General features: G+C 67.5%; 23 protein-coding genes. 9 read left to right on the plus strand and 14 right to left on the minus strand.

The window, feature by feature from the left end; genetic code table 11:
* Positions 1 to 17: 17 nt before the first annotated feature.
* The 3 genes from G539_RS26820 to G539_RS0120180 all read right to left on the minus strand — a co-directional run bounded on the left by G539_RS26820 (position 18) and on the right by G539_RS0120180 (position 2846).
* Positions 18 to 227, minus strand: coding sequence for a hypothetical protein (locus tag G539_RS26820; protein WP_084640097.1), 210 nt, complete (start codon positions 225 to 227; stop codon positions 18 to 20).
* Positions 228 to 242: 15 nt separating this feature from the next.
* Positions 243 to 536 carry a hypothetical protein gene (locus G539_RS0120175; RefSeq protein WP_156912054.1) on the minus strand — a complete coding sequence of 98 codons (294 nt, stop codon included), beginning with the start codon at positions 534 to 536 and terminating at the stop codon, positions 243 to 245.
* 513 nt (positions 537 to 1049) lie between these two features.
* Positions 1050 to 2846, minus strand: a complete 1797-nt coding sequence (locus tag G539_RS0120180) for an IlvD/Edd family dehydratase (RefSeq protein WP_029076807.1) — start codon at positions 2844 to 2846, stop codon at positions 1050 to 1052.
* A gap of 137 nt (positions 2847 to 2983) precedes the next feature.
* Between G539_RS0120180 and G539_RS0120185 the strand changes: the two genes are divergently transcribed.
* A complete protein-coding gene (locus G539_RS0120185) occupies positions 2984 to 4168 on the plus strand; it encodes a pyridoxal phosphate-dependent aminotransferase (protein WP_029076808.1) in 1185 nt (394 codons plus the stop codon).
* A gap of 77 nt (positions 4169 to 4245) precedes the next feature.
* Here the strand turns inward: G539_RS0120185 and G539_RS0120190 are convergent, their stop codons facing one another.
* Complete coding sequence (locus tag G539_RS0120190; RefSeq protein ID WP_156912055.1) at positions 4246 to 5235, minus strand: tellurite resistance TerB family protein; 990 nt, start codon at positions 5233 to 5235, stop codon at positions 4246 to 4248.
* A 185-nt stretch (positions 5236 to 5420) separates the two neighbouring features.
* The gene (locus tag G539_RS0120195; protein WP_029076810.1) at positions 5421 to 6062 is read right to left on the minus strand and encodes a 2-dehydro-3-deoxy-phosphogluconate aldolase; all 642 of its coding nucleotides are present in this window, start codon (positions 6060 to 6062) and stop codon (positions 5421 to 5423) included.
* Between the two features lie 333 nt (positions 6063 to 6395).
* Between G539_RS0120195 and G539_RS0120200 the strand changes: the two genes are divergently transcribed.
* A complete protein-coding gene (locus G539_RS0120200) occupies positions 6396 to 7598 on the plus strand; it encodes an MFS transporter (protein ID WP_029076811.1) in 1203 nt (400 codons plus the stop codon).
* 15 nt (positions 7599 to 7613) lie between these two features.
* Here G539_RS0120200 and G539_RS0120205 read toward each other — a convergent pair whose 3' ends face one another.
* Both G539_RS0120205 and G539_RS0120210 read right to left on the minus strand, forming a co-directional pair.
* Entirely contained in the window at positions 7614 to 8387 is a 774-nt protein-coding gene (locus G539_RS0120205) for an RES family NAD+ phosphorylase (protein ID WP_029076812.1), read from the minus strand.
* Positions 8347 to 8730 (minus strand): MbcA/ParS/Xre antitoxin family protein, encoded by a 384-nt coding sequence (locus tag G539_RS0120210; RefSeq protein WP_029076813.1) that lies wholly within the window; start codon positions 8728 to 8730, stop codon positions 8347 to 8349. Before G539_RS0120210 ends, G539_RS0120205 begins: the two co-directional genes overlap by 41 nt.
* 198 nt (positions 8731 to 8928) lie before the next feature.
* On the opposite strand from G539_RS0120210, the gene G539_RS25590 reads away from it, so the two are divergent.
* The 4 genes from G539_RS25590 (at position 8929) to G539_RS0120230 (ending at position 11475) form a co-directional block, all read left to right on the plus strand.
* Positions 8929 to 9525, plus strand: coding sequence for an exonuclease domain-containing protein (locus G539_RS25590; RefSeq protein WP_084640098.1), 597 nt, complete (start codon positions 8929 to 8931; stop codon positions 9523 to 9525).
* A gap of 67 nt (positions 9526 to 9592) precedes the next feature.
* A complete protein-coding gene (locus G539_RS0120220) occupies positions 9593 to 10267 on the plus strand; it encodes an energy-coupling factor ABC transporter ATP-binding protein (protein WP_029076814.1) in 675 nt (224 codons plus the stop codon).
* Positions 10264 to 10863, plus strand: coding sequence for an energy-coupling factor transporter transmembrane component T family protein (locus G539_RS0120225; RefSeq protein WP_029076815.1), 600 nt, complete (start codon positions 10264 to 10266; stop codon positions 10861 to 10863). The genes G539_RS0120220 and G539_RS0120225 overlap by 4 nt, the downstream gene beginning before the upstream one ends.
* 51 nt (positions 10864 to 10914) lie before the next feature.
* A complete protein-coding gene (locus tag G539_RS0120230) occupies positions 10915 to 11475 on the plus strand; it encodes a biotin transporter BioY (protein WP_029076816.1) in 561 nt (186 codons plus the stop codon).
* 36 nt (positions 11476 to 11511) lie between these two features.
* On the opposite strand, the gene G539_RS0120235 is transcribed toward G539_RS0120230, so the two are convergent.
* The 4 genes from G539_RS0120235 to purE all read right to left on the minus strand — a co-directional run bounded on the left by G539_RS0120235 (position 11512) and on the right by purE (position 17491).
* Positions 11512 to 12504, minus strand: a complete 993-nt coding sequence (locus G539_RS0120235) for an LLM class flavin-dependent oxidoreductase (protein ID WP_029076817.1) — start codon at positions 12502 to 12504, stop codon at positions 11512 to 11514.
* 94 nt (positions 12505 to 12598) lie between these two features.
* Positions 12599 to 15751, minus strand: a complete 3153-nt coding sequence (ileS, locus tag G539_RS0120240; RefSeq protein WP_029076818.1) for an isoleucine--tRNA ligase — start codon at positions 15749 to 15751, stop codon at positions 12599 to 12601.
* A 188-nt stretch (positions 15752 to 15939) separates the two neighbouring features.
* Positions 15940 to 17037 carry a 5-(carboxyamino)imidazole ribonucleotide synthase gene (locus G539_RS0120245; protein WP_029076819.1) on the minus strand — a complete coding sequence of 366 codons (1098 nt, stop codon included), beginning with the start codon at positions 17035 to 17037 and terminating at the stop codon, positions 15940 to 15942.
* Positions 17027 to 17491: a 5-(carboxyamino)imidazole ribonucleotide mutase gene (gene purE, locus G539_RS0120250; RefSeq protein WP_035832118.1), complete on the minus strand. Its 465-nt coding sequence runs from the start codon at positions 17489 to 17491 to the stop codon at positions 17027 to 17029. Before purE ends, G539_RS0120245 begins: the two co-directional genes overlap by 11 nt.
* Before the next feature lie 234 nt (positions 17492 to 17725).
* On the opposite strand from purE, the gene G539_RS0120255 reads away from it, so the two are divergent.
* On the plus strand, positions 17726 to 18412 hold the full coding sequence (locus G539_RS0120255) for a GGDEF domain-containing protein (RefSeq protein ID WP_029076821.1): 687 nt from the start codon (positions 17726 to 17728) through the stop codon (positions 18410 to 18412).
* On the opposite strand, the gene G539_RS0120260 is transcribed toward G539_RS0120255, so the two are convergent.
* Positions 18413 to 18619 carry a YdcH family protein gene (locus G539_RS0120260; RefSeq protein WP_029076822.1) on the minus strand — a complete coding sequence of 69 codons (207 nt, stop codon included), beginning with the start codon at positions 18617 to 18619 and terminating at the stop codon, positions 18413 to 18415.
* A 257-nt stretch (positions 18620 to 18876) separates the two neighbouring features.
* On the opposite strand from G539_RS0120260, the gene G539_RS0120265 reads away from it, so the two are divergent.
* Positions 18877 to 19056 carry a YdcH family protein gene (locus G539_RS0120265; RefSeq protein WP_029076823.1) on the plus strand — a complete coding sequence of 60 codons (180 nt, stop codon included), beginning with the start codon at positions 18877 to 18879 and terminating at the stop codon, positions 19054 to 19056.
* A gap of 58 nt (positions 19057 to 19114) precedes the next feature.
* Here G539_RS0120265 and G539_RS0120270 read toward each other — a convergent pair whose 3' ends face one another.
* The gene (locus G539_RS0120270) at positions 19115 to 20314 is read right to left on the minus strand and encodes an OpgC family protein (protein WP_029076824.1); all 1200 of its coding nucleotides are present in this window, start codon (positions 20312 to 20314) and stop codon (positions 19115 to 19117) included.
* A gap of 83 nt (positions 20315 to 20397) precedes the next feature.
* Positions 20398 to 21159: a sulfite exporter TauE/SafE family protein gene (locus G539_RS0120275; protein WP_035831645.1), complete on the minus strand. Its 762-nt coding sequence runs from the start codon at positions 21157 to 21159 to the stop codon at positions 20398 to 20400.
* A gap of 35 nt (positions 21160 to 21194) precedes the next feature.
* Here G539_RS0120275 and G539_RS25595 point away from each other — a divergent pair, with 35 nt between their 5' ends.
* Positions 21195 to 21797 carry a MarR family winged helix-turn-helix transcriptional regulator gene (locus G539_RS25595; protein WP_245576910.1) on the plus strand — a complete coding sequence of 201 codons (603 nt, stop codon included), beginning with the start codon at positions 21195 to 21197 and terminating at the stop codon, positions 21795 to 21797.

A 21797-nucleotide genomic window follows, 5' to 3' on the forward strand; every position in this document is an offset into this window, starting at 1 on the left:
CGCGTCGATCTTAGCGATCAACGTCCCGATGTCGATGGACCCGGGCTGCTTTTCCGAGGCTCCGGGACGGCGATCCCCCGCCGGACCAATTCCTCGGCGATCCCGCGCGGAACGCACCGGCAGCCACAATGCGCGGCGTGCTCGAGATGCCAGGCGACCCGCTGGTCGAGCGTCGACTTCTCCGGCATCGGATGGACCTCATGCCAGGCGGCGTTGATCTTGCCCAAGCAAGCCTCCTCGTCTCAGAAGCGGGTTTCGATTTCCCAGTCGTCATCAAGCTCGTCGCGGATCGCCGCGACGATCATCTGGCCCTCGGTGCGCCAGAGAATTTCGGCCTCGGCGCTGGAGAAGCGCGAGGATTTGGGGTCGGCGGGATCGAAGATTGCGTCGAAAGCATCGCTCCACGCCTCGATCCGGTCGAGGAGATCATCGGACAGGTCGAGGTCGTCCGGCTCGATCGGATGGGCCGGCTTGTTGTCGGGCACCAGCCAGAAGTGCTGGCCGATGCCCTCGGGCGAAATTCTGAGACGCGGCAAGAAAGCCTCCACGGATTGGGAAGACGACATTTAGGACAAGATCGATCCGGATGGAATTCTGCTAGCCGCTGTCTTCGCGCATCCGCAGGGCACCGGCAACGCCGGCCCCTCCCCTCGTGGGGAGGGTCGGGGTGGGGGTACCAGCGCCGGCCCGTCCGAAGGGCCATTCGCGCTTTCCCGGAACCAGCGAGGCGGTACCCCCTCCCTAGCCCTCCCCACAGGGGGGGAGGGAATGAGGTCTTGCCGCTTCGGACTCCGAACGCCTCCGCCATCATCCTGATCAGCAAGAGAAGCAACGGCGCCCCCTCCCCCTTGTGGGGAGGGTTGGGGTGGGGGTACCAGCACCGGCCCATCCGAAGGGCCATTCGCGCTTTCCCGGAACCAGCGAGGCGGTACCCCCTCCCTAGCCCTCCCCACAAGGGGGAGGGAATGAAGGACACCACCCCCAAAAACGACATGACCGGCCGCGAGGGCCGGTCATGCAATCTTCGGTAGCCCGGGAAAGTCCGAGGCTTAGTGGTTGTCGCGCGGCACGCCGTAGGTCTGGTGGACCTTCTGGTACTTGACGGCCGGCTTCAGCACCATGCCGTCCGCCAGCTGGTCGGTCAGCGCGCGCTGGATCTCCTGCCACGGCGTCTGGCTCGCCGGGATCGGGAAGCCGCCGGCGGCGTTGAGCGCGTTGCGGCGCTCGGCCAGCTCCGCGTCCGAGATCAGGATGTTGGCCGAGCCCTTGTTCAGGTCGACGCGGACGCGGTCGCCCGTCTTCAGCAGCGCCAGGCCACCACCGGCGGCGGCTTCCGGCGAGGCGTTGAGGATCGACGGCGAACCCGACGTGCCCGACTGACGGCCGTCGCCGATGCAGGGCAGCGAGAGGATGCCGCGCTTGATGAGGGCTGCCGGCGGCTGCATGTTCACAACCTCGGCCGCGCCCGGGTAACCGATCGGGCCGGTGCCGCGGATGAACAGGATGCAGTTCTCGTCGATCTCGAGCGCCGGATCGTCGAGGCGGTGATGGTAGTCCTCCGGACCGTCGAACACGATCGCCCGGCCCTCGAAGGCCTCCGGGTCGTTCGGGTTGGACAGGTAGCGGTCGCGGAACTCCTTCGAGATCACGCTGGTCTTCATGATCGCGCTGTCGAACAGATTGCCGCGCAGCACGATGAAGCCGGCGTCCTGCACCAGCGCCGTCTCGAAGGTGCGGATGACGTCCGGCAGCTCGATCTCGGCGTTGCGGCAGTTGTCGCCCATCGTCTTGCCGTTGACGGTCATCGCATTCTCATGGATGAGGCCGTGCTTCATCAGCTCGTTGACGACGGCGGGAACGCCGCCGGCATGCTGGTAGTCTTCGCCGAGATACTTGCCGGCCGGCTGCAGGTTGACGAGCAGCGGCACCTTGTGGCCGACGGTCTGCCAGTCATCGACCGAGACCTCGACGCCGATGTGGCGGGCGATGGCGTTGATGTGGATCGGCGCATTGGTCGAGCCGCCGATCGCCGAGTTGACGACGATGGCGTTCTCGATCGCCTCGCGGGTGATGATGTCGGACGGCTTCAGGTCTTCCCAGACCATCTCGACGGCGCGCTTGCCGGTCTCGTAGGCGATCTGCTGGCGCTCGCGATACGGCGCCGGAATGGCGGCCGAGCCCGGGAGCTGCATGCCGAGCGCCTCGGCGAGCGAGTTCATCGTCGAGGCCGTGCCCATCGTGTTGCAGTAGCCGGTCGACGGGGCGGACGAGGCGACGATCTCCATGAACTCTTCATAGTTGATCTCGCCGGCGGCGAGCCGCTCGCGCTGCTTCCAGACGACGGTGCCGGAGCCGGTGCGCTCGCCCTTGTACCAGCCGTTCAGCATCGGGCCGACCGACAGCGCGATCGCCGGGATGTTGACGGTGGCGGCGGCCATCAGGCAGGCCGGCGTGGTCTTGTCGCAGCCGATCGTCAGCACGACGCCGTCGAGCGGGTAGCCGTAGAGCAGCTCGACCAGGCCGAGATAGGCGAGATTGCGGTCGAGCGCGGCGCCCGGACGCTTGCCGGTCTCCTGGATCGGATGGACCGGGAATTCCATCACCAGGCCGCCCGCCTCGCGCACACCCTCGCGAACGCGCTCAGCCAGCACCAGGTGGTGGCGGTTGCACGGCGACAGGTCCGAACCCGTCTGCGCGATGCCGATGATCGGCTTGCCGGACTGCAGCTCCTTGCGCGTCAGGCCGTAGTTCAGATAGCGCTCCATGTAGAGCGCCGTCATGCCCGGATTGTCCGGATTGTCGAACCAGGACTGCGAACGAAGCTTGCGGGGTGTGGTGGACGACATGGTAAGAGGCTCTCCCGGAAAATCAGGTTTGATTTTGGCCTGAGGATGCGCTGAAACATCATACGAAATCAAGGATCGTCGCGCGTCGCCGATCAATAAAATCAGACCCTGCAACGACATACCCCGGGAGGCCAGAAATGTTCCAGACAGTCGCCAATTTCGAGCGCATCGGCGAGGAGAACGCCTTCGCCGTGCTCGCGCGCGCCACCGAACTCGCGCGCCAGGGCCGCGACATCATCAATCTCGGCATCGGCCAGCCCGATTTCCGCACGCCCGACCATATCGTCGAGGCGGCGGTGAAGGCGCTGCGTGACGGCGAGCATGGCTACACGCCGGCGACCGGCATCCTGCCGCTGCGCGAGGCGGTCGCCGCCGACGTCCAGAAGCGCACCGGCGCGCCGGTCTCGCCCGACAATGTCGTCATCGTGCCCGGCGGCAAGGTGACGATGTTCGCGGCGATCCTGATGTTCGGCGAACCCGGCGCCGACATCCTCTATCCGGACCCCGGCTTCCCGATCTACCGCTCGATGATCGAGTTCACCGGCGCCAACCCGATCCCCGTGCCGATCCGCGAGGAGAACGGCTTCGCCTTCTCGGCCGAGGAGACGCTGGCGCTGATCACGCCGCAGACCCGCCTGATCATCCTGAACTCGCCCGCCAACCCGACCGGCGGCGTCACGCCGAAGAGCGAGATCGACAAGCTCGTCGCCGGCCTCGCCAAGTGGCCTGACGTCGCGATCCTGTCCGACGAGATCTATGGCCAGATGATCTATGACGGGCTGGAGCACACCTCGCTGCTCTCCTATCCGGAGATCCGCGACCGCGTCATCCTGCTCGACGGCTGGTCCAAGACCTATGCCATGACCGGCTGGCGCATGGGCTATTCGGTCTGGCCGACGGCGCTGGTCGACAAGGTGCGCAAGCTCGCCGTCAATTGCTGGTCCTGCGTCAACGCGCCGGCGCAGTTCGCCGGCCTCGCGGCGCTGACCGGCCCGCAGGACGAGGTGCACGCGATGGTCGCCGAGTTCGACCGCCGCCGCGCCGTCGTCGTCGCCGAGATGAACAAGCTGCCGGGCATCGGCTGCGCGACGCCGAAGGGCGCCTTCTACGCCTTCCCGAACATCAAGGCGACGGGCTGGAAGTCGAAGCCGCTCGCCTCGGCGCTCCTCGAGCAGGCCGGCGTCGCCACCATCGGCGGCCCGGATTTCGGCGTCTATGGCGAGGGCTATATCCGCCTCTCCTACGCCAATTCGACCGAGAACATCCTGAAGGCGATCGCCCGCATCCACGAGTTCCTGCAGGCGAACATCAAGGCCGCCTGATCCCGAGGGATCGCGGAAACAGAAAAGGCGCGGAACCCTGGGGTTCCGCGCCTTTTTATTCATTCAAACCGGAACGATCAGACCGCCGCGCTGGCGATCACCCGCTCGATCTCGCTCTTGAGGCCGGCGTCGAGGCCGAGGCGGGCCGCCAGCATGTCGAGATAGGCGCGCTCGGCCGGATGGTCGGGATCGATCGCCAGAAGCGAGGCGGCATAGAGCTCGATCGCGTGCTCCGGCCCGGTCGCCGAATCCACCACCTTGTTGATGTCGAGCGGTCCGGCGAGCTCGCGGTCGAGGAAAACCCGCTCCTCGTCCGTCAGGCCGCCCTCGCCGAGCTTGCCGAGGATCTTCTGCTTCTCCGCTGCGTCGACCGTGCCGTCGGCCTTGGCCGCCGCGATCATCGCCGAGACGATCGACAGCGCCATCGCGTCGGGGCCGCCGGGCGCGTTGGCCGGATGGAAGGGCGAATCCGGCGGCGGCAGCGCCGCCGGGCTTCCGGCCGGAGCCGGGGTCGCCGCCGGCGCGTCGGGATTGTTGATCTTGTATTGCTGGTAGGCCTTGTAGGCGAGCGTGCCGATGGCGGCGAGGCCGCCCAGCGTCAGCGCGTCGGCCTTGAGCTTCGGGCCCTTGCCGCCGAACAGCACGGCGGCGAGGCCGCCGGCGCCGGCCATGGTCATGCCCGGATTCTGCTTCGCGTATTCCGTCACCTTGCCGAGCACGTCGCCAAGGCCGCCGGCGCCGCCGGCCTTGCCCGGAGCGGCCGCGTTGCCGTTGCCGCCGCCAAGGATGCCGCCGAGAAGATCGCCGAGACCACCGGCGCCACCCGCGCCGCCGCCGGCACCACCGCCGGCCTGACCGCCACCGGCGCCGCCGAGCATGCCGCCCAGGAGGTCACCGAGGCTGCCGCCGCCCGCGCCGCCGCCGGGAGGGGCGGAGGCCTGGCCGCCGCTGCCGAGCGAACCGCTCATCCGGCTGAGATCGTCGAGGCCGCCGCCCTGGCCCCGTCCGCCGGCCTGGCCGGACGCCGCACCGAGCAGCTGGTCTAGAATGCTCTTGCCGTCGATCATCTCGGTCTTCCCTGTGCTGGTTCGTCAAGAAACGCAGTTGGGAAGTAGTGAGCACCCAACCGCGCGACAAGGCAAGACGCCGCGCCGGCGATCAAAATCCTCGAATGATCGATCGCCGACAAGGAAAGGGCCGCCCCGCGGATGCGGTAGCGGCCCCAGCCCGTTCGTCTCGCCCGCGAGCCGCGTCAGCCGGCGCGGAGTTCGAACGCTTCGCGCGCCAGCGTGGTGATCGCCGTCCAGTCGCCCGCGGCGATGGCGGCGGCCGGCGCCACCCACGAGCCGCCGACGCACATGACGTTCGGCAGCGACAGATAGCTCTGCGCGTTCTTCAGGCTGACGCCGCCGGTCGGGCAGAACATCAGGCCGGGCAGCGGCGACGACAGCGCCTTCAGATAGGGCGCGCCGCCGGCCTGCTCGGCCGGGAAGAATTTTGCCGCGCCGTAGCCCTCTTCAAGCAGCGTCATCGCCTCGCCGGCGGTGGCGACGCCCGGCAGCAGCGGCACCGGCGAGCCGGCGGCGTGCGCGATCAGTTTCGGGCTGGCGCCGGGGCTGACCAGGAAGCTCGAGCCGGCGGCGACCGCCTCGTCGAACTGCTTCGGATTGAGAATGGTGCCGGCGCCGACATTGGCGCCCTCGACCTCGGCCTTGATGGCGCGGATGCAGTCGAGGGCGGCCGGCGTGCGCAGCGTCACCTCGAGCGCGGTCAGCCCGCCGGCGACCAGCGCCCTGGCGAGCGGAACGGCGGTCTTGACGTCCTCGATGATGAGAACCGGAACGACCGGAGCGGCTTGGACGATCGGAAGGAGTGCGGCGAGGTTCTGGGTCATGAATCTGCTTTTGGCCAAGGGGTCTCAGGCGGAATCGCTGCCGGATCGTATCCGATGGAAGGTCGAAAAAACACCGGCCGGCGCCACACGGTTGCTCGGCCGTCATCCCGGCGAAGGCCGGGATCCAGACACACCGCCCGGTGTCGTGTTGCTTGGGCCGGTGTTCATGGGCCCCGGCCTTCGCCGGGGCGACGGTCTCCTGCAAACAGCGAGAGCCCGACAAATTTTCACGCCCGCTTGTCGAAGTCATTTCCCCCCGCTCGTCGTCTGGATGGCGAAGGGCAGCGGTCGGTTGCGCCCCCCGCGATGTCTACATCTGGAGGGCTTTCAAACATGACCGGTTTCAATCGTTGGAGCGTCGTCTTCGCGGGCGCGCTCATGGGATGCGTCGCCGTCGGCACGATGTTCTCGCTCGCCGTCTTCCTCGATCCGCTGTCGCTCGACACCGGCTGGTCGCGGGCGGGGATCTCGAGCGCGATGACGCTCAACTTCCTCGTCATGGGCGTCGCCGGCATCTTCGGGGGCATGGCGAGCGACCGCTTCGGCACGCGCGCCGTGGTGCTGGCCGGCACGATCCTGCTCGGGCTGGCGCTGATCCTCGCCAGCCGGGCGACTTCGCTGCTGGCGTTCCAATTGACCTTCGGCATTCTCGTCGGCCTCGCCTCCAGCGCCTTCTTCGCGCCGGTGATCGCCGCCGTGACGGGCTGGTTCACCACCAACCGCAGCCTCGCGGTGTCGCTGGTCTCGGCCGGCATGGGCATGGCGCCGATGACGATCTCGCCCTTCGCGCGCTGGCTGATCACCGCCTATGACTGGCGCTTCGCCATGCTGGCGATCGGCATCGGCGCCTGGCTCGTGCTGCTGCCGGCGACGCTTCTGCTGCGCAATCCCCCGGCGGAGGCCCCCGCCGGCGCCGGCGGCGAGGCCCCGGAAGGAAGCATGACCATGGCCGGCGCGCTGCGCTCGCCGCAGTTCTGGATCCTCGGCCTCACCTTCTTCGCCTGCTGCGCGGCGCATTCCGGCCCGATCTTCCACATGGTGAGCTATGCGATCGTCTGCGGCGTGACGCCGATGGCGGCGGTCAGCATCTACAGCGTCGAGGGGCTCGCCGGGCTCGGCGGCCGCCTGCTGCTCGGCGTCGCCGCCGACCGGATCGGCGTCAAGCCGGTGCTGGTCGCCGGCCTCCTCGTGCAGGCGATCGTCATCGCCTTCTACTCCGTCGTCAGCGCGCTCGGCCAGTTCTACCTGCTGGCGGTGATCTTCGGCGCGGCCTATGGCGGCGTGATGCCGCTCTATGCCGTTCTGGCGCGCGACTATTTCGGCCAGAAAAACCTTGGCGCCGTGCTCGGCGCGGCGACGATGCTGTCGAGCATCGGCATGGCGCTCGGGCCGTGGATCGGCGGCTGGATCTTCGACAATTTCCGCGACTATGCGTGGCTGTTCATCGGCTCGTCGATCGTCGGCCTCGGCGCGGTGGCGATCGCCCTCGCCTTCCCGCCCCTGCCGCGCCGCCAGCCGGAACCGCAGCCGGCCTAGACCAGGGGAAAGGCGTCAGCCCGCGCGGCTCCGGTTGAAGGCAGCGATGCGCGGATCGGCAGCGAACGCGTCCGGCGGAAACTCCACCGCCTGACGCGGAAACTCGCAGAGCGCCTGAACGCCGCTGGCGCTCAGGCGCATGCGCCATGTCTGGCGCTCGACCGGCGCCGGACGGGCAAAAGCGCGGCACATCAGTACGGCGAGATTGCCTCCGCCGTCCGGATCGCGCACCGAGCGATAGCGGATCACGTCGGCATCGACCGAACGCGCCGCGTCGGCGAAGGCCTGGCAGCCCTGGTAGTCGGTCCGGTCGGTCCAGATCGCCGCATTGGCGGAGAGCGGCGGTTTCGTCAGGTCGAGCGACCGCTCCGTCGCCAGTTCCGCGGAAAAGGCGGTGTACTCGGCCGCATCGCGCGGCCAGGGCGTATCCGGCGACTCGGCAAAGAACAGCAGCCGGTAGAAGGCCATCTCGGCCACGGCCGTGCGCGGCTCCTCCGCCGCGTAGTAGACGCCGAGCGTCAGGCCGGCGCGCCGGAAGCGCGAGCCATGCGGATAGATCGCGCCATAGCGGAAGGGTGTCGCGAGCAGGAAATCGAGATGCCGGCACTCCGGCGGCGGCGCCGGCTTGGCCGCCTCGATCAGGTCTTCCAGCAGAGCCTGCTCGGCAAGCGTGTCGGTCAGCTTCAGCGTCGAGACCCGATGCTGCGCCTCGACCAGACGCCAGCATGGACCGACGAAGCGCCCGAGCTCAGACGAGAGCGCGGCGCGCGTCCAGATAGGCGATGACATCAACGAGCCCGCTCACGGTTTGCAGCTTCTCGATCGGCCGCGCGCCGAGAACGAGGTTGGGATTGTCGAGCCACGCCTTCGCCACGGCCTCGTCGCCGCCCACGATCGCGTCGAGCGAGCGGAACAGGCGGACCAGCAGGATGCCGAGTTCGAACGGCTTGGTGCCGGGCTGAAGCGCGAAATCGCCCCGCTTCATGCGCGACACCGTCGCCTCGCTGACGCCAAGGACCGCGGACAGGATACGGGCCGTCAGGCGGAGCTGGTCCGCCGCACGGATCACGGCCTTGGTGACGACCGGCCCGGCCTCGGGCCTGCCGGCCGGAACGGAATGAAGGGTCTGCATCGCCACGTCCTTTCCAAGGAAAATATAGGACAATTTTCTTTCAGTTGAAAGAGGGCGACGCGCGAGGGTCATTCCCCTGCTCCGACGCCGATTGACCCGGCCCGGCCTCTGTCGCATGACGATGGCTCCACCGGAAAAGGACGCGCCAACGCGTCGATGCGTTCCGGAACCGCCATTTCCCGGGATCCGGAGCCTTCCTTGTCCTACACCGCCGAACGACTGCTCGCGGCCCTGCTCGACGAAGCGCCCGCCGCCTCCACCCGCGTGACCCCTTTCCCGGAAGGACCGTTCCGCTTCTTCGCGCTCGATGTCGAGACGGCGAACAACCATCGCGGCAGCATCTGCCAGATCGGCGTCGCCTGCGTACGCGCCGACGACAGCATCGAGACCTGGGCCACCCTGGTGGATCCGGAAACCGATGTCTGGATCTGGAGCGGCCTGCACGGCATCACGGCCGCCATGGTCGAGGGATCGCCCACCTTTGCCGAGGTGCTGCCGGTACTGGAGATCGCGCTCGCGGGCGCCACGGTCTACCAGCATTCCGGCTTCGACCGCAGCGCCATCGCGGCGGCCTGCGCCGATGCGACGGTTTCCGCCCCTTCCTGGCTATGGCGCAACAGCGTCCAGGTGGCGCGGGCGGCCTGGCCCGAGCTGAAAGGCAATGGCGGACACGGGCTCGCCAGCCTCAAGAACCATCTCGGATTGGTGTTCCATCACCACGATGCCGGCGAGGACGCTCGCGCGGCGGCGGAGGTCGTCCTGCGGGCCGAACGCGTCCGACCGGCGGCCGATTGACCCCGCGCATCACAGGCTCTATCGCAGTGCGGCATTGCACACCGGAAGCGGGGGCGCGGAACGCCGCATGATCGTGCTGGAAGCGGTCAGCCATGAGTTCGACGGCCGGCCCGTTCTGGACGGGATCGACTGCGCGCTCAGAGAACGGCGCATCGGCATCGTCGGCGCCAACGGCTCCGGCAAGAGCACCTTCGCGCGTCTCCTAAACGGCCTCGTGCTGCCGAAGACCGGCCGGGTCCTGATCGACGGCGTCGACACGCGGAAGGACGTCAAGGCGATCCGCCGCAAGGTCGGCTTCATCTTCCAGAACCCCGATCATCAGATCGTCATGCCGATCGTCGGCGAAGACCTCGCCTTTGGCCTGAAGGCGCGAAAGATCCCGAAGGCGGAGATCGACACGCGCATCGACGCGGCGCTTTCGCGCTACGATCTCGGCCATCTGCGCGAGCGGCCCGTGCATCTGCTGTCCGGCGGCGAGAAGCAGCTGGTGGCGATGTCGGCCGTACTCGTCACCGAACCGGAGCTCGTCGTCTTCGACGAGCCGACGACGCTGCTCGACCTTAGGAACCGCAACCGCGTCGCCGATGCGATCGACGCGCTCCCGCATCCGGCTGTTGTCGTCAGCCACGACCTCGAGCTGATCGCCGGCTTCGAGCGCGTGCTGATGATCGAGGATGGCCGCATCGCCGCCGACGGCCTGCCGGGCGAGGTGCTCCCCTTCTACCGCGAGCGGATGCGATGACGATCGGGCTCTATCATCCGAGCCGCTCGCCGCTCCACCGCGCCCGCGCCGGCGCCAAGGTGGCGGGGCTGCTGGTCCTGTCGCTGGCGCTCTTCCTCGTGCCGTCCGGGATCGCCGTCTTCGCCAGCGTGCCGCTCGCCTTCGCGATCTACCTCTCGACCGGCGTGCCGTTCCGCAGCCTGATGACGCAATTGCGCGGCCCAGCGATCCTGCTCGGCATCATCTTCGCCTTCCACCTCGTCTTCGGCACAGTCGCCGAGGGCGCGCTCGCCGTAGCGCGCTTCGCGACGCTGATCCTTCTCGCCAGCGCCGTGACGCTGACGACGCCGGTGTCGGAAATGGCGGAGCTGGTCGAGTGGCTGCTCGGGCCGCTGCGGCCGCTCGGCGTCAATCCGGAGAAGGTCGGGCTTTCGATCGCGCTCGCCATCCGCTTCGTGCCGCTGATCGCGGAGGAATTCCGCCTGATCCGCGAGGCGCAGGCGGCGCGCGGGCTTGCCGCCAATCCACTGGCGCTGATCGTGCCGCTGGTCATCCGCACGCTGAAATCCGCCGACGAACTCGCCGACGCCATCGAGGCGCGCGGCTACGAGGCTTGATCGCCGCCCGAGGCGGATAGAGACTTCCCCCGAACAGGAGACCGGGACCCGATGAGCCAGGACGTTTCAACCCGCGACATCGTCTATATCGCGCTCTTCGCCGCGCTGATGGCGGCGATCAATCTGGTGCCGGCCTTCCAGGTCGGCTTCCTGCCGGTGCCGATCACCGCGCAGACGCTCGGCGTCATGCTGGCGGGCGCCCTGATCGGCGCCAAGCGCGGCGCACTCGCCATCCTGCTCTTCGTGCTTCTCGTCGCGCTCGGCCTGCCGCTGCTCTCCGGTGGCCATGGCGGCCTCTCGGTCTTCTTCGGCCCGACCGCCGGCTTCATCATCGCCTGGCCCTTCGCCGCCTATGTCACCGGTTGGCTGACGGAGAAGAACTGGCACCGCATGAACGCGGTCTGGTTCTTCATCTTCGCCGCGATCGGCGGCATCGGCGTCGTCTATCTGATCGGCATCCCCTGGCTCGCCATGGTCGCCAAGCTGTCGCTCTTCGATGCCGCCATGGGTTCGCTGATCTTCGTGCCGGGCGATCTGATCAAGGCGGCCGTCGCCGCCGTCATCGCCGAGACGGTGCGGCGCTCCTATCCGCTGATGCAGGCAGCGCGCTAACGACCCGCTACCGGATCGCTAACAGGATCGGCGCTGTTAACCCGCGCCGATCCCGGCCGCCTCGGCGATGAGCTCGACCGAGCGCAGCCGCGCCTGATGGTCATAGACGTCGGAGACGAGGATCAGTTCGTCGGCGCCGGTCTCCTCGACCAGCGCCTCCATGCCGGCACGAACGGTGTCGGGCGATCCGACGATCGAGCGGGCCAGCATCGACTTCGCCTGCGCCCGTTCCATCGGCGACCAGTAAGTCTCGATGTCGTCGATCGGCGGCTTCGAAAGCCCCCGCGCGCCTCGGAACATGTCGGCGAACGACATCTGCTGCGTCGTCGCCAGCCGCGTCGCCTCGGCGTCGGTCTCGGCCGCGATCACGTTGACGCCGACCATCGCATAGGGCCGGTCGAGCTGTTCCGAAGGCTTGAAGCGGCTCCTGTAGATTTCCAATGCCGGCAGCAACAGGTCGGGCGCGAAATGCGAGGCGAAGGCGTAGGGAAGCCCCAGTTCAGCCGCCAGCATGGCGCCGAAATTGCTGGAGCCGAGGATCCAGAGCGGCACCTCGGTGCCCGCCGCCGGCACGGCGACGATGCGCTGGTCGGGACCGGCCGGCGCCAGAAACGCCTGCAATTCCAGCACATCCTGCGGAAAATTCTCGGCATTGTTCGGCGACCGGCGCAGCGCGCGGACCGTGACCTGGTCGGTGCCTGGCGCCCGGCCGAGGCCGAGATCAATGCGGCCGGGGAAGAGCCTGGCCAGCGTGCCGAACTGCTCGGCGATGATGTAGGGCGCATGGTTCGGCAGCATGATGCCACCGGCGCCGATACGGATGGTGTTTGTGCCGGCCGCGATATGCGCCAGCACGATCGAGGTCGCGGCGCTGGCGATCCCCGGCATGTTGTGATGCTCGGCCACCCAGATGCGGTTGTAGCCCCAGCGTTCGGCATGCGCCGCGAGGTCTCGGGCATTGTCGAGCGCGCCGCGCGCATCGGTCTCCTCGGTCACGCGGACGAGTTCGAGGATCGACAAGGGCGTCATTGCAGGCTCCCGTTCGGCCGGACCGCCGGCCCCAAAAGCATTCGACCGGCCGCGAGGCCGGTCGAAGGATCCATTCGTTCAGTCGCGCCGCGCCTCAGCGCGCGACGCGGACGCCGATCTCGATCGGCTCGTCGAGCAGGCTCGTCTCCGAGACGAAGCCTTCCGGCCGGTCATCGGTCGGACGCAGCGTCTCAGCCAGCGTCTCGGCGCGGATCGTCTCGGCATGGTCGACCAGCGCCCCACCGAGGCCGTTGGCAATCTTGACCTCGATGTGGATACGGTCGGCGATGTTGAAGCCGGCCTCCTTGCGTGCCGTCTGCACCAGGCGGATGAAGTCGCGGGCAACGCCCTCGCGTTCCAGCGCCTCGTCGACCTGCGTATCGAGCACGACCACGCCGGCGGCGCCGTCAAAGGCGACCGCGTCGAGGCCCTCATTGGCCTTGAAGCGCAGCTCGTATTCGCCCGGCTCGATCGTCTGGCCGGCGACCGCATAGCGACCACCGCCCAGATCTTCCCACTCGCCGGCCCGCGCTGCGTTGAGCACGTCCTTCAGGTTCTTGCCGAGCCGCTTGCCGATCTTCGGATCGACGGCGAGCACGACCGCGCCATAGGCGGCGGGATCCGCCGCCAGCACGACTTCCTTGACGTTGACCTCGTCGGCGATGACGTCCTTCAGCAGCGCCAGCTTCTCGAAGCCCGGATGGGCGACGGTGAGGCAGCGCAGCGGCAGGCGCGTGCGCAGGTTCTTGACCGTGCGGATCGACAGCGCGGCGGAAGCGACCGTGCGGGCCAGGTCCATGCGCTCGACCAGAGCCGCATCGGAGACGAGCGCCGACGCGTCCGGCCAGTTGGCCAGATTCACGCTCTCGCCGTCGACCAGCGCCCGGTGGATGTGCTCGGTCAGGAACGGCAGGAACGGAGCCAGCGCGCGGGTCATCGTCACGAGCACGGTGTAGAGCGTGTCGTAGGCGGCCTGCTTGTCGGCGTCCTTCTCGGCCTTCCAGAACCGGTCGCGCGAGCGACGGATGAACCAGTTGTTCAGCGCCTCGATGAAGGGCGGGAACGCGTTGGTCGCGCCGGCGAGATCCAGCTTCTCCATCGACGCCTCGATGCCACGGATCAGGTCCGCGGTCTTGGCGAGGATATAGCGGTCGAGCTCGGCCTCGGCGGTCGTGACCATCCGGCCCTTGATGCCGTCGATGTTGGCATAGAGCGTGAAGAACGAGTAGGCGTTCCAGATCGGCAGCATGACCTGGCGCACCGTCTCGGCGATGGCGCGGCCGTCCTTCGGCATGGCGAGATCGCCGCCGGAGAGCAGCGGCGACGACACCAGATACCAGCGCAGCGCGTCGGCACCATAGGTGTTGAACACCTCGATCGGGTCCGGATAGTTGCGGAGCCGCTTCGACAGCTTCTGCTTGTTCTCGTCGAGCACGACGCCGTGGCAGACGACCGAGCGGAACGGCGCGCGGTCGAACAGCGCCGTCGCCATCACCATCAGCGTGTAGAACCAGCCGCGCGTCTGCGCGACGTATTCGACGATGAAGTCGCCCGGGAAGTGGCCCTCGAACCAGTCCTTGTTCTCGAACGGGTAATGCACCTGCGCGAACGGCATCGAGCCGGATTCGAACCAGCAATCCAGCACGTCCTCGACGCGGCGCATCACCGACTTGCCGGTCGGATCGTCCGGATTGGGGCGGGTCAGCTCGTCGATATAGGGCCGGTGCAGGTCGTGCGGGCGCACGCCGAAGTCCCGCTCGATCTCGTCGAGCGAGCCATAGACGTCCATGCGCGGATAGTTCGGATCATCCGACTTCCACACCGGGATCGGCGAACCCCAGAAGCGGTTGCGGCCGATGTTCCAGTCGCGCGCATTCTCCAGCCACTTGCCGAACAGGCCGTCGCGGACATGCTCGGGCACCCAGGTGATGCCCTGGTTGAGCTCGACCATCCGGTCCTTGAAGGCGGTGACCTTCACGTACCAGGAGCGCAGCGCCTTGTAGATGAGCGGCTGATCCGTGCGCCAGCAGTGCGGGTAGTTGTGGTCATACGTCTCGTGACGCAGGACCACGCCTTCCTGCTTGAGGTCGCGGATGATTTCCTTGTTGGCGTCGAACACGTTCATGCCGGCATAGGCCGGGACGAGCTCGGTGAAGTTGCCGGCGAAATCGACGGGATCGACGACCGGGATGCCCTCTTCCTGGCCGATGCGCATGTCGTCCTCGCCGAAGGCGGGAGCGATGTGCACGACGCCGGTGCCGTCGGTCATCTCGATGAAGTCGCCGCCGATGACGCGGAAGGCGCCGTTCGCCTTCTCGGCCGCGAAGAACGGCAGCATCGGCTGATAGGTGCGCCCGATCAGCTCGGCGCCCTTCAGCTGCGCGACCTCGACATAGCCGTCGAGCTCCTTGGCGTAGTTGCCGACCAGCGGCGCGCCGATGACCAGGCGGACGCCGTCCTTCTCGAGCACGGCGTAGTCCGCGTCGGGGGCGACGGCGAGCGCCATGTTGGACGGCAGCGTCCACGGCGTGGTCGTCCAGGCGAGCAGGCGCGTCGGAACGGTGTCGCCCTCGACCGGATCGAGCAGGAAGCCGACCGTCAGCGCCGGGTCCTGGCGCATGCGGTAGGAATTGTCGAGGCGCGTCTCGAAGTTCGACAGCGGCGTCTGCGCGGCCCAGCTGTAGGGCACGACCCGATAGCCCTCATAGATCAGGCCCTTGTCATGCAGCTGCTTGAACGCCCACATGACGCTCTCCATGAAGGAGAGGTCCATGGTCTTGTAGTCGTTCTTGAAATCGACCCAGCGCGCCGAGCGCGTGACATAGTATTCCCAGTCCGCGGTGAACTGCTGGACCGAGGTGCGGCAATGCTCGTTGAAACGGGCGACGCCGTATTTCAGGATCTCGAGACGGCCGGAAACGCCGAGTTCCTTCTCGGACTGCATCTCGGCCGGCAGGCCGTGGCAATCCCAGCCGAAACGACGGTCGACCACCTTGCCGCGCATGGTCTGGTAGCGCGGCACCAGGTCCTTGACGAAGCCGGTGACGAGGTGGCCATAGTGCGGCAGTCCGTTGGCGAAGGGCGGGCCGTCATAGAAGACGAACTCCGGCGCGCCATGGTCACGCCGCTGCGCGATCGAGCGTTCGAAAATCTCGTTTTCCTTCCACCAGGCACCGATCGCTTCCTCGATCTTCGGGAACGAGGGCGACGGCTCGGCGGCGGGATAAACGGTCTTCGGCTCTGTCATGACGGCTGTCTTTATTCTGGGCGGGTGCGGGAGCGGAATTCGGGCCTTTCGATAGCGCCTTTGCGTCACCGGCGCCACCCCTGACCACGAAGGCCCTGATATGGGGTCGCGACGGCGATTGCGAAAGCCCGGCCTTCGCGCGGCAGGGTCCCGCCGGCGCTGCCGACGGGACGATTTTGGCAGGCGGCTCAGCCCTGCTGGCGCGGGGCGATCCGGTTGACGTGACCCATCTTGCGGCCGGGCCGGCTCTCGGCCTTGCCGTAGAGATGCAGCCGCGCGCCCGGCTCCGCCGCCAGGCGCTGCCACTCGTCTGCCTCGGCGCCGACCAGGTTGGTCATCACGGCGTCGGAATGGCGGATTGTCGAGCCGAGCGGCCAGCCGGCGATGGCGCGGATATGGTTCTCGAACTGCGAGACCAGGCAGCCATCCTGCGTCCAGTGGCCGGAATTGTGCACGCGCGGGGCGATCTCGTTGACGAGCAGGCGCTCCTCGCCGTCCGCCTCGACCACGAACATCTCGACCGCCAGCAGGCCGACATAGTCGAGCGCCTCAGCGACCTTGGCGGCGATGCCGCGCGCCGCCTCGGCGGTCGCTTCCGCCAGCTTCGCGGGGACGGTCGAAGTGGCGAGGATATGGTTGCGATGTACGTTCTCGACGATGTCGTATACGGCCGTCTCGCCATTCCGGCCGCGCACGACCAGGGCCGAGACCTCGCGGGCGAAGGTGACGAAACCTTCCAGCACGGCCGGCTTGCCGGCGATCGCCGCGAAGGCGGCCGCCGCGTCGTCGCCGGCGCGGATCGCCACCTGGCCCTTGCCGTCATAGCCGAAGCGGCGGGTCTTCAGGATCGAGGGACGGCCGAGCCGTTCCAGCGCCGCCTCGAGCCCGGCAAGATCGTCGACCGCCGCGAACGGTGCGACAGGAATGCCGAGGCCCTGCATCAGCTCCTTCTCGGAGAGCCGGTCCTGCGACACGGCGAGCGCACGCGGCCCCGGCAGGACGTCGACCTGCGCGCCGAGGAAGTCGGCGGTCGCGGACGGCACGTTCTCGAACTCATAGGTGACGACGTCGACCGAGCCGGCGAAGGCGGCGAGCGCCGCCTCGTTCTCATAGGCCGCGACGGTGCGCGCCGCGGCGACGTCGAAGGCCGGGCTTTCGCCGTCCGGACAATAGACATGACAGCGGAAGCCGAGTTCGGCCGCGGCGGTGGCGAGCATGCGGCCGAGCTGGCCGCCGCCGAGGATGCCGATGGTGGCGCCGGGTCGCAGCACTGCTTCACCCTTCATCGTGGGGCCTTTCGGCGACGCGGTCGGCCTGGGCGGAGCGCCAGTCGTCGAGACGCGCGGCGAGCGCCGTGTCATGGAGCGCCAGGATGGCGGCGGCGAGCAGCGCCGCGTTGATGGCGCCGGCCTTGCCGATCGCCAGCGTGCCGACCGGGATGCCGCCCGGCATCTGCACGATCGAAAGCAGGCTGTCCTGGCCGGCGAGCACCTTCGATTCGACCGGCACGCCGAGCACCGGCAGCGGCGTCATCGCCGCGCACATGCCGGGCAGATGGGCCGCGCCACCCGCGCCGGCGATGATCACCTGGAAACCCTCGTCGCGCGCCGACTTCGAGAATTCGATCAGCCGGTCCGGCGTCCGGTGCGCCGAGACGATCCGGTCGTCATGCGCGACGCCGAGCGCGTCCAGTGTCTCGGCGGCGTGCCGCATCGTCTGCCAATCGGATTGGCTGCCCATGATGATGGCGACTGGCGCCGTCTTGTCTGCCAAGTTCTCGTCTCCGGCTTGCGGGAAGGCGCGGATTATAGAGAGGGACGCCCCCGCCGCAAGGCGCGCCGCCGGATGCCTTCCATGCCGCACCGGCATGCCTCGTGCCCCGCCCTTGTCGAGACGCGATCGCCGGGCGTGATTCGCGGCCCCGCAGCGGACGTCGTTAACCAGAAGTGAACCAAGCCGCGGCAAAGTGCACGCATGAGCACCGCCCCGGCCCATTCCCCCCGCTTCCCCACCCCGATCGACCGCGATCCGGGCGTCGCCCTGCGCCGTCGCGAGACCGATGTCGTCGGCGCCAAGGCGGACCACAAGGCGGACTATCCGGCCGAGCAGCGCTCGCTGGTCACGCGTCTGGCCGAGGAGATCGCCACGCTGCGGCGCGCCCTCGACGCCAGCCAGCATCGCATCGCGGCGCTCGAGGTCGAGGCGGCCGAGGAGCCTATCTCCGGCCTGCTCAACCGCCGCGCCTTCATCCGCGAAATCGAGCGCGCCCTCGCCTTCCAGGCCCGCTATCCGGTTTCCTGCGGCATCGCCCTCATCGACATCGAAGGCCTCGACGCCGTGCGCGACGCGAGCGGCCAGGCCGGGCTCAACCGGGCGCTCCGCGGCATCGGCCAGGCGCTCCGCGCCGGCATCCGCTCCTGCGACGTGGCCGCGCGCACCGGCAACGAGCAGTTCGCCGTGGTGCTGTGGAACTCGGCCGCGGCCGATTGCGGCCATCGCGTCCACGGACTCCAGCGCACCCTTTCCGGCCTGCAATTCATGGAAGAGATGGCGGGGATCACGACGCAATCCGCCGTCGTCATGATCGAACCCGGCCAGACCGCCGAGGCGCTCGTGGCCGCCGCGGAAGACCTGCTGGCGGGCGGCGGCGCCGCCGCCTGATCAGGCAATGATGTCGGGGAGCAGTTGGTCCTCGAGCGAGACCATGCGGTCCTTCAGCGCGAGCTTGCGCTTCTTCAGGCGCTGAATCCGCAACGGGTCGATCTTGCCCGTCTCGGCCATCACCGAAATCGCCGCGTCGAGATCGCTGTGCTCCTGCCGGAGCCGAGCCAACTCGAAGCGAATCTGCCGTTCTTCTTCCTCGGTCATTCATCCCAACCCTGCCGGGATCAGACCGGCTTTGCGCAAGGATACATGCTTGCGCGGGGCCGCGCGAGAGCCGGAATGCGACCGAATGCACCTTCCCCCTTGAACCGGCATGGCCGAGGGCACAGATCAAAAGTGAGCCCGGAAGCCTGCCGCGCCGCCTCTCCCAGGGGAAGCCGGCTTGCTTTCCGGGTTCGACAGCAACCCCCGTCTATGGCACGATCCGAGTGCCGTCATCTCAACGAAGGGAGGCAGTATCAATGTCCATCGAATCGCATCTTGCCGAGCTGGAGAAGCGCCACGAGGCTCTTTCCAGGCAAATCGACGAGGTCGCCAGCCATCCGAGCGTCGACACGACCGAACTGGCCGCCATGAAGAGGCGCAAGTTGCAACTCAAGGACGAGATCGCCCGACTGAAGGGGAACAGCACCATTCACTGATTGGTGAAGCGTATCGTGCGAAGCGCCGCGTCCAACGCGGCGCTTTTGCTTTGCGGCCCTATTCGGCCGCCACCAGGCGGGACGGGACGATCGCCGCCTCGGCCGCTTCCGGCGCCGCCGGACGCCGCTTCGCCGCCGACCGCATCCAGTCGAGATAGGCCGCGAGCGCGAACAGCCCCGCAAGTCCCGCGCCGATCAGCACCACGTCGACCAGGAAGCTGCGGCCGGTCAGCAGCGGATCGTTGGGCAGCCCGAACACCGTCTCGCGCACGATGTGCCCCGCCACGCTCAGCAGCGTGCCGAGCCAGAACACCGGCAGCGTGTGACGGCCGAGCCGGACGATCCAGTTGCCCTCGTCGAGCCAGCGCGACAGGAAGGCGGGGATCGGGCTGAAGATCACGACATAGGCGAGCGACAGGACATGGAGCAGGCGGAAGACGCCGACCCAGGTCTTGTTGAAGCCGGACAGCCAGAACCATTCCGGCAGCACCGGGAACTTGTCCCAGTGCGCGCCCAGCACCAGCACCGACGCGGCCACGAGGTAGAACAGGGCGAAACCGTAGAGCCCGCGCGAGAAGGGCAGCTTCTCGCCCCGCCGCAGCATGACGCCGCCGACGAAGCCGATCGTGAACAGGAACTGCCAGGCGAGCGGATTGAAGAACCAGCCGCCCTGCCCCGGATAATTCGGAACGGTCAGGCGATAGATATTGACCACCATCCAGAAACCGAAGCTGGCGGCGAGCGCCAGGCCGAGCCGGACCCGCGCCAGCAGCATGATCAGCGGCAGCATCGCCATCATCACCATGTACATGGGCAGGATGTTGAAGTTGCCGGTCTGGTAGGTGAGCATGCCGATGCCGGCCAGCGCCTTGACTGGCTGCTCGACGATCCAGTGCCGCTCATCGGGAAGCATCAGGCCCGGCGCGTCGAGATAGAGCGCCGCGCCGGCATAGATGGCGAAGCCGGCGGCCATGGCCGCGAGATGCGCCACATAGAGCGTGCCGATGCGCTTGCCGACCCGCCCGGTCGCGTTGAGCATCTGGCCCGAGGCGAAGCGCGGAAAATAGGCGAGCGCCGCCGAAACGCCGGCCAGCAGCACGAAGATCTCGGCCGCATCCGACAATCCGAAGTTCCGATGCGTGAAATTCGAGAAGAAATTGCCCGGAATATGGTTCACGAAAATGGAGATCAGCGCCAGCCCGCGGAAGAAATCGATCCGATAGTCACGCGGCATGGCGTTCGGGAAAGCGCTGTACATACAAGACCCCAGTTTCGTCATTCGACGGCGGCCGAGCCAGCTAGCCGGCGAACAAGGCGGCCATGCGGCGGAGGCTCGCAAATTCAATGAATGAACAGCGAGATCGCTCCGTCCCAAGTGAGCTTCAGGCCGATCACTATCACGAAGATATAGGACAAACCGTAGAACAGGGACTGGTCGATCACCCGGACGATCCAGATTCCGGCGACCGTGGTGAACGCCGCGAACGGAAACAGCACCGCCGCAGTCGCCAGGTTCGCCGCGTCGAACTGGCCGAGGAAGAAATAGGGCACCAGCTTCACTGCGTTGGTGACAGCGAAGAAGATCACCGAGGTACCGACGAACACCTGCTTGTCGAGCCGGAGCGGCAGCGCATACATCTGGAATGGCGGCGCGCCGGCATGGCTGACGAAGGAGGTAAAGCCCGCGAGGCTGCCCCAGAACGCGCCCTTCGCCGTGTTGGGATCGGCCGGCCTGGCCCGCAGACGATCGCCGAACCAGTAGTTGAGCGCGAAGACGATCGAAATCACGCCCACCAGCAGGCGGACGAAATCCTCCGAAACATAGGAGGCCGTCAGCCAGCCGACGCCGATGCCGACGATCGAGGCCGGCAGCATCGCCGCGAGCGTCCGGCGATCGAAGATGCTGCGATAGAAATAGAGACTGACCAGGTCCATGACGACCAGGATGGGCAGCATGATGCCGGCGGCCTGGACCGGCGAGATCACGAGCGCCAGGATCGGGACGGCGAGCATGCCCATGGCGCCGCCAAAGCCGCCCTTCGACAGGCCGGCCAGCGCGACGGCGGGCAGCGCCGCAGCATAGAATGCCAAATCGGTGAACATGGATCGGTGGCAGGCGGGATCTTGCAGGAGGTGGCTTGAATCGATTTACCCTGCTTCTCCGCCGAAATCCACCTCTTCTGGGACATTTCGGCGCAGGGTCGGGCAATGTCACATTGCGTAACATTTTGTTGCTTATTATATATGAGACCATGAATACTCCACCCGCAGAGAATGATCTCGGTTTTCTGATCAACGACGTCGCTCGCTTGATCCGCCGCGCCTTCGATCAGCGGGCGCAAGCCTGCAACCTGACCCGCGCGCAGTGGCAGGTGCTGGCCTATCTCTTCCACAATGAAGGATCCAACCAGGCCACGGTGGCGGACGCGCTCGAGGTCGAGCCGATCACGCTGTCTCGCCATATCGATCGCCTGGAGTCGCTCGGCTATGTCGCGCGCGTGCCCGATCCGGCCGACCGGCGGGCGCGCCGGCTGCATCTGACCGAGAAGGTGCGGCCGCTGCTCGACGAGATGCGCGGCATCGGCACCTGCGTGATGCAGATCGCGCTCGAGGGCACCAGCCCCTCGGAAGCCGAGGCGCTCGGCAAGCTGCTCGGACGGATCCGCCGCAACATGACCGGCCGCGACCTCATGCCAATCGCCGACAAGGCCGCGCCGGCCAAGGCTCACGAAAAAGCCTGA

Source organism: Kaistia adipata DSM 17808, assembly GCF_000423225.1.
Lineage (GTDB): Bacteria > Pseudomonadota > Alphaproteobacteria > Rhizobiales > Kaistiaceae > Kaistia > Kaistia adipata.

Excerpts from the sequence above, each read along its gene's own strand:
- G539_RS0120180 (WP_029076807.1), bottom strand. The coding sequence starts at position 2,846 with ATGTCGTCCACCACACCCCGCAAGCTTCGTTCGCAGTCCTGGTTCGAC.
- G539_RS0120185 (WP_029076808.1), top strand. The coding sequence starts at position 2,984 with ATGTTCCAGACAGTCGCCAATTTCGAGCGCATCGGCGAGGAGAACGCC.
- G539_RS0120190 (WP_156912055.1), bottom strand. The coding sequence starts at position 5,235 with ATGATCGACGGCAAGAGCATTCTAGACCAGCTGCTCGGTGCGGCGTCC.
- G539_RS0120195 (WP_029076810.1), bottom strand. The coding sequence starts at position 6,062 with ATGACCCAGAACCTCGCCGCACTCCTTCCGATCGTCCAAGCCGCTCCG.
- G539_RS0120200 (WP_029076811.1), top strand. The coding sequence starts at position 6,396 with ATGACCGGTTTCAATCGTTGGAGCGTCGTCTTCGCGGGCGCGCTCATG.
- G539_RS0120205 (WP_029076812.1), bottom strand. The coding sequence starts at position 8,387 with ATGTCATCGCCTATCTGGACGCGCGCCGCGCTCTCGTCTGAGCTCGGG.
- G539_RS0120210 (WP_029076813.1), bottom strand. The coding sequence starts at position 8,730 with ATGCAGACCCTTCATTCCGTTCCGGCCGGCAGGCCCGAGGCCGGGCCG.
- G539_RS0120220 (WP_029076814.1), top strand. The coding sequence starts at position 9,593 with ATGATCGTGCTGGAAGCGGTCAGCCATGAGTTCGACGGCCGGCCCGTT.
- G539_RS0120225 (WP_029076815.1), top strand. The coding sequence starts at position 10,264 with ATGACGATCGGGCTCTATCATCCGAGCCGCTCGCCGCTCCACCGCGCC.
- G539_RS0120230 (WP_029076816.1), top strand. The coding sequence starts at position 10,915 with ATGAGCCAGGACGTTTCAACCCGCGACATCGTCTATATCGCGCTCTTC.
- G539_RS0120235 (WP_029076817.1), bottom strand. The coding sequence starts at position 12,504 with ATGACGCCCTTGTCGATCCTCGAACTCGTCCGCGTGACCGAGGAGACC.
- ileS (WP_029076818.1), bottom strand. The coding sequence starts at position 15,751 with ATGACAGAGCCGAAGACCGTTTATCCCGCCGCCGAGCCGTCGCCCTCG.
- G539_RS0120245 (WP_029076819.1), bottom strand. The coding sequence starts at position 17,037 with ATGAAGGGTGAAGCAGTGCTGCGACCCGGCGCCACCATCGGCATCCTC.
- purE (WP_035832118.1), bottom strand. The coding sequence starts at position 17,491 with ATGGGCAGCCAATCCGATTGGCAGACGATGCGGCACGCCGCCGAGACA.
- G539_RS0120255 (WP_029076821.1), top strand. The coding sequence starts at position 17,726 with ATGAGCACCGCCCCGGCCCATTCCCCCCGCTTCCCCACCCCGATCGAC.
- G539_RS0120260 (WP_029076822.1), bottom strand. The coding sequence starts at position 18,619 with ATGACCGAGGAAGAAGAACGGCAGATTCGCTTCGAGTTGGCTCGGCTC.
- G539_RS0120265 (WP_029076823.1), top strand. The coding sequence starts at position 18,877 with ATGTCCATCGAATCGCATCTTGCCGAGCTGGAGAAGCGCCACGAGGCT.
- G539_RS0120270 (WP_029076824.1), bottom strand. The coding sequence starts at position 20,314 with ATGTACAGCGCTTTCCCGAACGCCATGCCGCGTGACTATCGGATCGAT.
- G539_RS0120275 (WP_035831645.1), bottom strand. The coding sequence starts at position 21,159 with ATGTTCACCGATTTGGCATTCTATGCTGCGGCGCTGCCCGCCGTCGCG.